This is a genomic window from Pseudomonas sp. L5B5 (genome assembly GCF_020520285.1).
Classification (GTDB): domain Bacteria; phylum Pseudomonadota; class Gammaproteobacteria; order Pseudomonadales; family Pseudomonadaceae; genus Aquipseudomonas.
This window is the reverse complement of the sequence record NZ_CP084742.1, coordinates 3,655,961-3,667,998: the sequence shown is the minus strand read 5'-3', so window position 1 is coordinate 3,667,998 and position 12,038 is coordinate 3,655,961. Positions and strand designations below refer to the sequence as shown.

Below are 12,038 nucleotides of genomic sequence, written 5' to 3'. Positions count from 1 at the left end.
GTTGGCACGAGGGCTCCTTGCCGGTTGGGCGGGGTTCTGGTTCAGGGAGGCCGCGCCTGTCGCGGCCGATGGCAGGCTCAGCATGACGCTTGCCTCGTTTTCTCGTCCGGGGGCGGCGAGTGGCCGGCCCAGGGCGCGAGGATGAAACTGAAGGCCAGGCCGAGGCTGACGGCCAGGCCGAAGTTGCTCACCGCCGGGGTGCTGGAAATGGCCAGCAGGCCGAACGACAGCCAGGTGGTCAGCGCGGCCAGCAGGGTACCCAGCAGGCTCACGGCGGCTCCGCCGATCTGCTCGCGCATGAGGATCGCGTAATCGACGCTGATGGCGGTGACCAGCAGCAGGCCGAACAGACTGAACAATGTCAGGGGTTGTCCCAGCCAGCCAAGGCTAGCCAGGCTGCACAGGGCCGCCAGCAGCGGCAGGGCGACCAGGCGCAGGGCGCCACCGACACCGAAAGGCAGGATCAGCAACAGCACGATCAACACGCAGGAGGCCAGCTTGAGCTCGGCGGCGCTGAGCTGGGTGGCGGCGAATACCTGGTTCAACTCGCCCAGGCGGTCCACCAGTTGTACTCCCGGCAGGTCGTCGGCCTGGACCCGCAATAGGGGGGCGTCGTTCAGGCCCTGCAAGCTGACCAGGGCGGCCACGCCCTCGGCGTTGGCCCCCAGCCAGAGTGGACGCAGAGGTTCGGCCAGCGGTCCTTGCAGGGCGCTGTCGATGTCGAGCAGGGGCAGCGCCTGCAACTGCTCGAGCTCGGCTTGCAGTGCCTGTTCGGGCACACCCAGCTCCAGCAAGGGTTGCCAGGCTCCTGGCAGCTGACCGAGGGCTGCTCGCACCTGCTGCTGTTGCGTCGGCTGGCTGAGCAATTGATTGAGCGACAGGTAACCCTTGAGCTTGCCCAGGTTCACCAGGGGTTGCAGGCGTTCATCCAGGGCGTCGAGCCGTTCCAGCAGTTGCTGCTGGTCGGCTGCGCGCACCAGGAAGAACTGGCTGGTGGGCTGGTAGCCGGTGATCCGGGCGATGGCCTGGGCCTCTTGCAGCAGTTGCGGCGGGGCACCGACCCACTGGCGTATATCGTTCTTGCTCTGGAGTTGCCACAGGCCGGCCGCGCAGAACAGCGCCAGCAAGACCAGCAGAGCCGGGCTCGGTACTTTCGCCAACAGCTTCGCCCGCAGTTCGAGCAGGGCTTCGGCGACCTGCAGCGGCCATTGCGTCGGGCGCAGTTCGACGTGCTTGAGCAGCGCGGGCAGCAGGCACACCGCGGCCAGGTAGGCGCCCAGCAGGCCGGCGGCGGAGAAGGTGGCGATCTGGGTCAGGGCCGGGAACGGGGTCCAGGCCAGAGCCAGATAGCCGATGCAGCTGGTGGCCAGGCTCAGGCTCAGCCCCGGCAGGGTCAGGCGCAGGGCTGGCCAACTGCGCCAGGGTTTCAGGCTCCAGCTCTTGGAGAGGTAGTGCAGGGGATAATCGATGGCGACGCCGATCAGGCTCGACCCCAGTACCAGGGTCATGACGTGCATGTGCCCGAACAGGGCGACGCAGGCCACGGCACCGAACAGCATGCCCACCAGCACCGGGAAGAAGGCCAGCAAGGCGCGCCAGCGGCGGAACGCCAGCAGCAGCAGCGCTAGGATGCCCAGGGTCGCGCCGCCGCCGACCCAGGAGATTTCCCGGGTGGCCTGCTGCTGGCCGTTGGCGGCGTACAGCAAGCCGCTGGCCGCCAGCAGTTGGGCCTGTTGCCGGGCCGCGTGTTCACGGCTGTGCTGCAATAGCTCGGCCACTTGCAGGGGCAACTGCAGGTCGAAGGCATTGCCGGCGGTGTGGGCCCGCAGCAGCACCCAGTGCTTGCCATCGGCCTCGGCCACCAGGGCACCGCTGCCGATGTCCAGCTGCACGCTGGCGTGCTGCGGCAGGCTGTTCTGGATGCGCCCGGTCAGGCCCAGCCAGTCCTCCTGGCTGGGCACCAGGGTGAAGCTGGCGAAAGGGTCGAACAGGCCCTGTACCCGTTGCTGGATGAACGCCTGGGGGTGGCCGATCAACTGCTCGCGGTCCTTGGCCGACAGCATGGCCAGGCGACCTTGCAGCAGTTGCTTGCGCAACGCTGGCAGGTCGGCCTGCAGGTTCCACTGGACCTTGTCGAACAGCCCGCTGGCTTGCCACTGCTCGCCCAGCTCGCGGGCCATTTCCAGGGCTCGCTGGCGCTCGGCATGGCCCACTAGCACCAGGATCTCCCGATTCAACGGCTCCTGCATGCGTTGTTCAGCCTGCAGTTCCAGGGCGTCGGGGGCTGTGCCGGGCACCAGTTCCATGAGGTTGGCCGACAGCGGTGCGCCATGGCGCCATTGCCACGCGCCGAAGGCCAGCACCAGGGCCAGCAGGGTCAGGAACAATCGGGGCAACCAGCGTTCACTCGGCAAAGTCATGCTGCTCCGCGTCGCTCAAGGGCTGGGCGCTGGTGCCGTCCTGCAGGATCAGCACGGTCCGGTCGCCCTGGGCTTCCAGCAACTGGATGCGTTGCACCAGGTTGCCGCCGTCGATGTCGATCCGGGTGAAAATCTGCTGCAGCAGCAACGAACGCGGGATCAGTTGCAGGTGCCAGTCCTGTGCGCTGCCTTGCAGCTTGAGTTCGAAATCCCGCTGCAGGCCGCTACTGTCGCCTTGCAACACGGCCAGGAACAGGCGGTTCTGCTCGGCACCGGCGCTCTTGCCTGGCAGCATCTGCCAGCCTTCGGCATCGCGCCGGGCAATGCCCTTGGGCGTGATGCGGTAGTCCTGGCGCAGCGGCGCCTGCAGCAACCACAGCAGGCCGTGCTGCTTGGCCAGGACGAACTGGCCCTTGCTGGTCAGCGGTTGGGGCAGGGCTCGCAGGTGCTTTTCCTGGATGAAGCGGCCGTGGATGACCTCCGGCCGCGACAGCTGGTCGCTCAGTTGTTGCAGGTCGAAGGCCTGGGCCAGGGCAGGCAGGCACAGCCCCCACAAGCAGGTCAGCAGCAAGCGTTTGCAGAAGGTCATGGCAGCAGGCGCTCCACGGCATCGGTGAACACACTGGGCGAGGCCAGCTGCATTTCGCGGCTGGCGATGTCCACGGCCACCTGCACCGAACTGGCGCGGGTCAGGCGTTCGCCGGTGGCCAGGTCGGTGATCAGGTAGTTGATCTTCAGGCGGTTCTCCCACTCCACCAGGCTGGCGCGCACGTTCAGGGTCTGGCCGAACACCGCGCCACGCACGTAGCGCAGCTGCAGGTCGATCACCGGCCAGGCGTAGCCGGAGTCGCGCATCTGCAGGTAGTTGTGCCCGAGCTTGTCGAGCAGGGCGCAGCGGGCGATTTCCAGGTACTTGACGTAGTGCCCGTGCCAGACGACGTGCAAGGTATCGACATCGAAGAATGGCACCTGGATCTGGCTGTCGGCATGTATCACTCCCCGGCTACGCATGCAGCCTCCAGTGTTGCTGGGCGATGCGTTGCAGGCACAGGCGCAGTTCGCCTTCCAGGGCGCGGTCCTCGATCACCGGCGCAAAATCCTCGGCCAGTTGCCGGTGCATGGCATCCAGGGCTGCTGGCAATGGCCGGGCATCAGCTTCGCGGCTGCGCAGCCAGACACCCTGGTTGGCGGCCAGGAGGGCGGCGGCTGCCACTTGCTCGGTGAGTTCCAGTACGCGGATGGCGTCGCGGGCGGCGATGGTGCCCATGCTCACCTTGTCCTGGTTGTGGCACTCGGTGGAGCGTGAGAACACGCTGGCCGGCAGGGTGTTTTTCAAGGCTTCGGCGGTCCAGGCGCTGGCGCCGATCTGCACGGCCTTGAAGCCGTGGTTGAGCATGGCGCGTTCGGCGCTGGCGCCGGACAGGTTGCTCGGCAGGCCGTGGTTGTAGCGCACGTCCACCAGCAAGGCCAGTTGCCGGTCCAGCAGGTCGGCGACATTGGCCACCAGGTTCTTCAGGCTGTCCATGGCGAACGCGATATGCCCGCCATAGAAGTGCCCGCCGTGGAGCACACGCTCGTCCTCGGCATCGATGATCGGGTTGTCGTTGGCACTGTTGAGTTCGGTCTCGATGAACGAGCGCAGCCAGCCCAGGCTGTCGCCCAGCACGCCCAGTACATGGGGTGCACAGCGCAGGGAGTAGCGGTCCTGCAGGCGATGCAGGGGCGCGGCTGGCGCATCGATCGCCAGGTCCTGGCGCAGCCAGGCGGCCACCTGCATTTGCCCGGGATGGGGTTTGGCGGCGAACAGGCGTTCATCGAAGTGTTCCGGATTGCCTTGCAGGGCCACCACGTTCAAGGCGGTGATGCGGGTTGCCAGGCGCAGCAGGTAGTCGGCGCGGGCGAACGCCAGGCAGGCCAGGCCGGTCATCACGGCGGTGCCGTTCATCAGTGCCAGGGCTTCCTTGGGCCGCAGCACCAGGGGTTGCCAGCCCAGCTCACGGTGCACCTCGGCGGCTTCGCGATGCTCGCCGCGAAACAGCACCTGGCGCTCGCCGGACAGGGTGGCGGCCACGTAGGACAGGGGCGTCAGGTCACCGCTGGCACCCACCGAGCCTTCCTGCGGGATCAGCGGCAGGATGTCCAGGTCGAGAAAGGCTTGCAGGCGCTCGAGCAGTTCCACGCGCACCCCGGAGACCCCATGGCACAGCGACTGCAAGCGGGCGGCCAGCACCGCGCGGGTGGCCTGGGCATCGAGTAGCTGGCCCAGGCCGCAACCGTGGAAGGTGTACAGGTGACGGGGCAGGGCCTCGACATGCTCCAGCGGCACGGCCACCACGCATGAGTCGCCATAGCCGGTGGTTACGCCGTAGATCACCCCCTCCTTGTCCAGCAGGGAGTCGAGGAACTGCGCGCCCTTGGCAATCCGCTGGCGCCAGGCGGCGTCGCCTTGCAGCTGCGCGGGCCGCTGGCGGTTGGCCAGGGCCAGCACGTCTTCGATGCGCAAGGGGTGTTCGCCGAAGGTTACCGGCTCAGGAGTCGAGGTCGTCATCGGTTTTCCAGAATGGGTAGAAGTTGAACCACTGGTGCGGGGCCTGCTGGCAATACTGGCCCAGGCGCTCGGCGTAGCGGGCGGCCCACTGCGCGATCACCTGCTGGCGATCGCTGCGCGTCCAGCGCACGGCATCGGCGAAGGGTTCGAGGATCACCTGGTAGCGTCCCTGCTGCTTGAGGCACAGCAACAGGTTGACCGGGCACTTGAGCAGTCCGGCCAGGAGCCATGGCCCCTGGGGAAACGCCGCTGGGTGACCGAGGAAATCCACCTGCACGTTGCGTCCACCGTGCAGCGGCACCCGGTCACCGGCGATCGCCAGCCATTCGCCGCGCTCCAGGCGCTGGCTCAGCTGCAACATGATCGCCGGGTCCAGCTCGCTGACCTGGATCAGCCGCAGGTTGCTGGCCCCGGCCTCGCCCAGCAGGCGGTTGAAGCGTTCGGCATGCCGGGTATGCACCAGCACGTTCATGGTCACTTGTTCGCCGAGTTCGGCCAGGGCCCGGCAGACCTCCAGGTTGCCCAGGTGCGCGCCCACCAGCAGTTGCCCGCGTTCGCCGCGCAGTTGCTGGCGCAGGCCCGCCGGGTCGACGATCTCGATCTGTTCCAGGCGCAGCTTGCCGTTCCAGACGTCGAGCTTGTCCAGCAGGGCATCGGCGAAGGCCATGAACTGGCCGAATACCCGGCGTTGGCTGGGCAGCAGGTCGTCGCGTCCGGCAAAGCGTGCCAGGCGCTCCTGGTACTGCCAGATACTGCGGCGGGCGCTGCGACCGAACACAAAGAAGTAGAAGACGATGGCGTACAGCAGCGGGCCCAGCGCCCGGCGACCCAATACCCGCACGCCGAAGGCTGTGAGCTTCATCAGCCAGAAGCTGCCGCGTTCACTGTGCTCGGCCCAGTGCCGGCTCGAAGGCGGCCGGTTCATGCTCGCCACCGACGCCAGAGAATCAGTGGCAGGCGCGCCAGCATGCCGAAGAACAGCTTGGCGTGCATCGTGGAAATCAGGGCGTTGTCGTGCCACAGGCGAAAGTGCGACAGGCCATCCTGTGGATAGTGGACCCGGGTTGGCAGCCAGAGCATGGCCTGGTTGCGCCAGGACAGGCGCACCAGGATTTCCGGATCGAAATCCATGCGCCGGCCCAGGGCCACCGAATCGATCAGGGCCAGGGTGGGCGCCAATGGGTAGACCCGGAAGCCGCACATGGAGTCGGGGATCTGCAACGACAGGCTGTTGATCCATACCCAGACATGGGTCAGGTAGCGGGCGTACAGCCGTCCCTTGGGCACGCTGGCGTCGTACTGTGGATAACCGCAGACCAGGGCCTGGGGCGCCAGGCGTGAGCGCTGGATGAAGTTATCCACATCCGCCAGGTCATGCTGGCCATCGGCGTCCACTTGCAGGGCATGGCTGAAACCCAGGCGAGCGGCTTCGCGCAGCCCGGCCATGACCGCGCCCCCCTTGCCCTGGTTGACCGCCAGACGGACCAGGAACACCTGCTCGCGACCGGCCAGTTGTTGCAGCACGCTGGCGCACTGCGGGCTGCTTGCGTCGTCTACCAGGACACAAGGCAGGCCCTGTTGCAGGAGTGCCTCAAGGACTGCCGGCACGGCGGTTTCATGGTTGTAGACCGGAATCACCGCACAAGGGTTATGCACAGGCGCGCCGCTGGATAACTTATCCACAGCTCGCCTCCAGGACGATACGCCCGCTGGAACAGGGGGCGCCGTCGTTGAGGTAGGCGAAGTACAGCTTCTGGCGCTGGGCGTCGAACCGCAGGTTCAACTGAATGCGGTCGCCGGGGCGCACCAGCTGCTGGAATTTCAGCACTTCCATGCCGGCGAAACGCCCCGGTAGTTCAAGCAGCTGCTGGCCCAGGGCCAGGGCCCAGTCCACTTGCACCACGCCCGGCAGGACCGGGGTCTGGGGAAAGTGGCCGCTGAAGTAGGCCAGGTCCGGGGGAATCGCCAGTTGCAGGCGCCATTCGCCCTCGTGCTGCACTCGCTCCAGCACTTCGGGGTGCTGTGGACGTGCTGCCAGAAGCAGGGCCTGGACCTCGGCCTGGGGCAGCTTGCCCTGGGCGTTGAGAGGCAGTTGGCGCAGCAGGCGCCAGCGTCGTGGCAGGGCCAGGGCTTCGCAGTGTTGTGCCAGGTGCTGACGCAGGGCCTGGGTCAGGTTGCGCCGGCCCTGGTTGCGCAAGGCATGCAGGCCGCAATCGCTGAGCACCAGCAGCGCCCCCAGGTACGCGCGGTTTTCCTCGATCACCCCGAGGCGAGCTTCCGCGACCCAGGCGTGGCTCTCCAGGGCATGCTCCAGCATGGGCAGGGAGATGCGTTTCTCTTCCAGCTTGACGATGCGATCCAGGCGCCCGAGCAGCTCGAAACGGCCATCGGCGGCGATCCGCGCGGCATCGGCGCTGTGCTCGATGTGCCCGGCCGGCAGATAGGGCGAGGCGATCAACAGCGCGCCGTCGGCGTCCTGGCTCAACTGCACCTCGGTGAACGGCTGCCACAGGGTTGCGCCCTGGCGCCAGCCGATGCCGCCGGTTTCCGAGCTGCCGAGGATCTCCGTGGGCCACTGCCCCAGGCGCTGGTGCAGGCTGACGGCAGCTTCCTTCGGCAAGGCGCCGCCGGAGGAAAATACCCGCCGGACCAGGCTCAGGGCCGGCCAGTCGAGGTTGTCGCCCATGCGCTTGAGCAGCGCGGGGCTGGCGACCCAGGCGAATGTCGGGCACTCGCGGCTGGCCCGTTGCAGGTCTTCGGGGAAGGCCAGTTGGCGCCGCAGGAAAGGGCGCCCGGCGCACAAGGGCCAGAGCACCCGGAACAGCAGGCCGTAGATGTGCTGGGTGGCAACACTGCCGATGATCCAGGCCTGGCCCAGGTCATCGCCCCAGAGCTGTTCCAGGGCCAGGACCTCGTTGGCCAACTGGCGCAGCTGCTTGTCGATGCGCTTGGGTTCGCCGCTGGAGCCGGAGGTGCACAGGCTCAGCCGGCAGGTGTCCAGGTCCAGTGCGGCGGCTGCCAGGGGGCTGGCGGTGGGCGCAGGCAAAGGAGGGTCCTGGTCGGTCAGCCAGAGGTCCACTTCGGCTGTCCAGCGTTGGCGAGTCTTGGCTTGCAGGTCGGCGGGCAGCAGCACGCTGGCCCCGGCCCGCCAGGCCCCGAGCAGGGCCACCGCCAGTTCCACCGCATCGTCCAGGTGGATCGCCACGCGCTCCACGCCCCGCTCCCGGAGCGCTGCGGCCAGGCTCAGCGCCCGTGCCTGCAGGGATTCAAGATCGATGGCGGGATGGGCACTGACCCACCGTGGCCGTTGTGTCCCGAGCAAGAGCTGCTCAAGGGGAATCCAGTTCATCTGCGGCCTCGTACCCGTTGTCGTAAAAGCCATTCGATGGCAAACAACAGGCCCATCAGCCCATAGGCGATCAGGCCGTTGTACAGCATCCACCAGTCCAGCGGCGCCCAGAGCGTCAGCGCCGCCGCCATCAGGCCGTTGCAGAGGAAGAACAGGCTCCAGGCGATGGTCACCTGGCGGGTGTAGCGTATGGCCTTTTCCGGCAGGTCCGGCTCGCTCAAGCGGGCCAGGCGCTCTGCCACCGGCGGGCCGTACCTGAGGCTCAGGCCGAACAGCACGAGCATGCAGGCGCTGATCAGCACCGGATACCAGCGCAACAGCCCGGGGTGGTCGAACCAGGCCAGCAACAGGCAGAAGACGATCGCCGCGCCAGCCATCCACAGGCTGCCGGGACGACGTTCACCGGTCAGGGCCCGGGCCAGCCACAGGCCGCCCAGCAGCAGGCCGAATTGCCATGCCGCGAAGTGCTCCATGCCGAAGTACACGGCGAAGGGATAAAGCAGGCCGGCCAGCAACAGGCCCAGGCCGATCAGCCGACTCATGCGCTCGGCTGGACCAGACGGTAGACCGCCTCGACCACGTCGTTGACGGTACGCACCGACTTGAATTCCTCGGCAGCGATTTTCTTGCCGGTCTGGCGCTTGATGTGGTCGATCAGGTCGACGGCGTCAATGCTGTCGATTTCCAGGTCCTGGTACAGGTTGGAATCCAGGCTGATGCTGGCAGGTTCCAGCTCGAAGAGCTCGACCAGGGCATCGCGCAGGGTGTTGAAGATGTCGTCACGGGTTTGCATGGTCGGTTCTCAAGCTGCCTGTTTCGCAGTGACGAAGGCCGCAAGGCTCGCCACGTTGCTGAAGTGATTGCGGGTGTCCTTGGCGTCGGCGTCGATCTTGATGCCGTACTTCTTCTGGATCGCCAGGCCCAGTTCCAGGGCGTCCACCGAGTCCAGGCCGAGGCCCTCGCCGAACAGTGTCTGCTGGTCGCCGATGTCCTGGACGCTGATGTCTTCCAGGCCCAGGGCATCGATGATCAGCCGTTTGATTTCAAGCATCAGGTCCGGGTGTGTATCGCTCATCTCTGGCGAGCTCCTTGATGAAATAGTGGTGCAAGTGCTCATTGAGCTTGCGCGACGCCTGGGGTGCGGGGCCCTGGGCGGCAAAGGTCTGTGGGTCTATATCGGCACCGACGTGAAAACTGAAGTGCACACGGCGTTGCGGGATCCGGTACCAGGGCTCGGCCTTGGTCAGGGTGCTGGGGCTGACCCGGATCACTACCGGAGTGATGATCTTGGCACCGCGCAGGGCGATCGCCGCGGCCCCCCGATGAAAGGTGGGCGCGGTGCCAGGGTGGGTGCGGGTGCCCTCGGGAAAGACGATCAGGGTCTGTCCTTCCTGCAAGGCCTGGGAGGCGCTGTCGAGCATCTCCAGGCTGCCGTCGTTGCTGATGTACCGGGCCGTGCGCACCGGGCCGCGGGTGAACGGGTTGTTCCACAGGCTGTCCTTGACCACGCAGTTGGCGTCGCGCACCAGGCCGATCAGGAACACCACGTCGATCAGCGAGGGATGGTTGGCGATGATCATCTGGCCCGGGCGCCCCAGTTGCCCGTTGCCCTGGACCTCGTAGGTGAGCACGCCGCTCCTGGCCATGAAACGGATGAACAGCCAGAACAGCCGGCTGATGGTTGCGCGCGCCCGCTGGCGCCGACGGCTGGCATCCCCGGGCAGGCACGCAAGCAGGGGAAAGATCACCAGGCGCAGGCACAAACCACCTGTTCCGAACACTGCAAAGCTCAGCGCCGTGGCCACCAGGCGCCAGTAGTAGGCGTCACGCCCCTTGGCGTTCACAGGTTGCGTTGCCAGGTCCATACACGATTCATCCAGGCATGTTGGCAATGGGATTGCGGGCCAAGCAGGGTGCGCAACAGGTTCAGGGCATGGGGCCAGGGAGCCCGGGACTGGTCGGCATGGCTGCCCAGCGACAGTTGCCAGTCCTCGCCAGGGGTCAACAGCAGGGCCACGGCATAAGGGAAGGGTACGTCGTCGATCCAGCGGGCATAGGCCTCTGGCGGCTGCTCTTCAGTGATCACCAGCAGCACATGGGGGGCGCCGTCGGCCAGCAGCGCGGCGGCTTCCAGCATGCCGTGCTCCAGGCCGTCGCCGGCTGCGGCCAGTGCGGTCATCTCGCTGGTTTCGCCGCGCATGATGGACCACAGGCCAATGATCGCGTTGTGCACCGAAAGGCTGAACTGGGTGGGCGACAAGGGTTGCTCGGCGGCCAGGTCGCTGAGGATCTCGAAGGTTCGCGGGGTTTCGCCGTGGCGGGAAATGAACACCAGGGGCAGGTGCTCCAGGCCCTCGGCCAGGGGCCAGCCCACGCTGAATGCCATGCGAGCCAGGCGGCTGAGGCGGCGGCGCTGCATGGCGGGCAGGAAGGACACGTCAGGTGCGCTATCGCTGCTCTGCGCCAGGGCCGGTTGCTGGCTCCAGGCCTGCCAGGCGTCCACGCTTTCGAGCCCAGGGGCCCACGCACGCCATTGAGCGATATTGAACTTGATCACTTGGTTTCATCCCGCCCCTGCGGGCTTCCTTGACGTGGCGACGGTGCTGGGGGTGGCGCCGGGCCTGGGGAACGCGAAAGCGTTGGTGGCGCGCATTATCCCGGTGCAACACCCTTGTAGCAAATGCCGGATGGGTTGCCGGTCGCAAATGAGATGAATCTGCCGCAACTTGAAGTGTCTTTTTGCTGTCACCGGTTGCACTGGCCGTCTTCAGGCGCCTGCCACCGGGCGTTGCCGGGGTTTTTCGCCGGTCCCGGGATAGCCGGCCGATCTTGTGTTGCCGAGGTAGCTAAGGGACGGCGTGGACTACTACACTCGGGGATCTTTGATACACGGAGGTTTAGACATGCGGCGCGTGGTATTCAATCAGAAAGGTGGCGTCGGCAAATCCAGCATTGCCTGCAACCTGGCGGCGGTCAGCGCCAGCGAGGGCTATCGCACCTTGCTGGTGGACTTGGATGCCCAGGCCAACTCGACCCAGTACCTCACCGGCCTCACCGGCGAGGACATCCCCATGGGCATTGCCGATTTCTTCAAGCAGACCCTGTCGTCCGGGCCGTTCGCGAAGAAAAACCAGGTGGATATCTACGAGACGCCGTTCGACAACCTGCACGTGGTCACGGCCACGGCGGAACTGGCGGACCTGCAGCCCAAGCTCGAGGCCAAGCACAAGATCAACAAGCTGCGTAAGTTGCTGGACGAACTGGCCGAGGATTACGACCGGATCTACCTGGATACCCCGCCGGCCCTGAATTTTTACGCGGTATCGGCGTTGATCGCGGCCGATCGCGTATTGATTCCCTTCGATTGCGACAGTTTTTCCCGCCAGGCCCTGTACGGCCTGCTGGCCGAGATCGAAGAGTTGAAGGAAGACCACAACGAGGGGCTGGAGGTCGAGGGCATCGTGGTCAATCAGTTCCAGGCCCGCGCCAGCCTGCCGCAACAGATGCTCGACGAGCTGATCAGCGAGGGCCTGCCGGTGCTGCCGGTGTACCTGGGCAGCTCGGTGCGCATGCGTGAATCCCACCAGGCCAGCATGCCGCTGATCCATCTCGACCCACGGCACAAGCTGACCCAGCAATTCGTCGATCTGCATAACCTGCTGGAAAGCGCCTGATCACGGTGTTGCCATGAGCCCAGGGCGAGGCCTGGGGCTCACGGCGT

General features: G+C 66.3%; 13 protein-coding genes. 1 reads left to right on the top strand and 12 read right to left on the bottom strand.

Annotated features, from left to right (window positions below; all coding sequences use genetic code 11):
* Positions 1-77 precede the first annotated feature (77 nt).
* From LGQ10_RS16750 to LGQ10_RS16695, 12 genes are read right to left on the bottom strand one after another with little or no spacing between them, the layout of a single operon-like run.
* Positions 78-2,420, bottom strand: a complete 2,343-nt coding sequence (locus LGQ10_RS16750; protein WP_226522614.1) for an MMPL family transporter — start codon at positions 2,418-2,420, stop codon at positions 78-80.
* The gene (locus LGQ10_RS16745; protein ID WP_226522613.1) at positions 2,404-3,009 is read right to left on the bottom strand and encodes an outer membrane lipoprotein carrier protein LolA; all 606 of its coding nucleotides are present in this window, start codon (positions 3,007-3,009) and stop codon (positions 2,404-2,406) included. Before LGQ10_RS16745 ends, LGQ10_RS16750 begins: the two co-directional genes overlap by 17 nt.
* A complete protein-coding gene (locus tag LGQ10_RS16740; protein WP_226522612.1) occupies positions 3,006-3,431 on the bottom strand; it encodes an acyl-CoA thioesterase in 426 nt (141 codons plus the stop codon). Before LGQ10_RS16740 ends, LGQ10_RS16745 begins: the two co-directional genes overlap by 4 nt.
* Positions 3,424-4,968: an HAL/PAL/TAL family ammonia-lyase gene (locus LGQ10_RS16735; protein ID WP_226522611.1), complete on the bottom strand. Its 1,545-nt coding sequence runs from the start codon at positions 4,966-4,968 to the stop codon at positions 3,424-3,426. The genes LGQ10_RS16740 and LGQ10_RS16735 overlap by 8 nt, the downstream gene beginning before the upstream one ends.
* Positions 4,949-5,893: a glycosyl transferase gene (locus LGQ10_RS16730; protein WP_058434840.1), complete on the bottom strand. Its 945-nt coding sequence runs from the start codon at positions 5,891-5,893 to the stop codon at positions 4,949-4,951. Before LGQ10_RS16730 ends, LGQ10_RS16735 begins: the two co-directional genes overlap by 20 nt.
* Entirely contained in the window at positions 5,890-6,624 is a 735-nt protein-coding gene (locus LGQ10_RS16725; protein ID WP_226526149.1) for a glycosyltransferase family 2 protein, read from the bottom strand. The genes LGQ10_RS16730 and LGQ10_RS16725 overlap by 4 nt, the downstream gene beginning before the upstream one ends.
* A gap of 19 nt (positions 6,625-6,643) precedes the next feature.
* Positions 6,644-8,317 (bottom strand): AMP-binding protein, encoded by a 1,674-nt coding sequence (locus tag LGQ10_RS16720; RefSeq protein WP_226522610.1) that lies wholly within the window; start codon positions 8,315-8,317, stop codon positions 6,644-6,646.
* Positions 8,314-8,859 (bottom strand): hypothetical protein, encoded by a 546-nt coding sequence (locus LGQ10_RS16715; protein ID WP_058434838.1) that lies wholly within the window; start codon positions 8,857-8,859, stop codon positions 8,314-8,316. The genes LGQ10_RS16720 and LGQ10_RS16715 overlap by 4 nt, the downstream gene beginning before the upstream one ends.
* The gene (locus tag LGQ10_RS16710) at positions 8,856-9,110 is read right to left on the bottom strand and encodes an acyl carrier protein (protein WP_058434837.1); all 255 of its coding nucleotides are present in this window, start codon (positions 9,108-9,110) and stop codon (positions 8,856-8,858) included. Before LGQ10_RS16710 ends, LGQ10_RS16715 begins: the two co-directional genes overlap by 4 nt.
* A gap of 9 nt (positions 9,111-9,119) precedes the next feature.
* Positions 9,120-9,392, bottom strand: a complete 273-nt coding sequence (locus LGQ10_RS16705; RefSeq protein WP_058434836.1) for a phosphopantetheine-binding protein — start codon at positions 9,390-9,392, stop codon at positions 9,120-9,122.
* Positions 9,361-10,182 carry a lysophospholipid acyltransferase family protein gene (locus LGQ10_RS16700; protein ID WP_058434835.1) on the bottom strand — a complete coding sequence of 274 codons (822 nt, stop codon included), beginning with the start codon at positions 10,180-10,182 and terminating at the stop codon, positions 9,361-9,363. Before LGQ10_RS16700 ends, LGQ10_RS16705 begins: the two co-directional genes overlap by 32 nt.
* On the bottom strand, positions 10,158-10,874 hold the full coding sequence (locus tag LGQ10_RS16695; protein WP_058434834.1) for a beta-ketoacyl synthase chain length factor: 717 nt from the start codon (positions 10,872-10,874) through the stop codon (positions 10,158-10,160). The genes LGQ10_RS16700 and LGQ10_RS16695 overlap by 25 nt, the downstream gene beginning before the upstream one ends.
* Positions 10,875-11,220: 346 nt before the next feature.
* Here LGQ10_RS16695 and LGQ10_RS16690 point away from each other — a divergent pair, with 346 nt between their 5' ends.
* Complete coding sequence (locus LGQ10_RS16690) at positions 11,221-11,991, top strand: ParA family protein (RefSeq protein WP_226522609.1); 771 nt, start codon at positions 11,221-11,223, stop codon at positions 11,989-11,991.
* Positions 11,992-12,038: the final 47 nt, after the last annotated feature.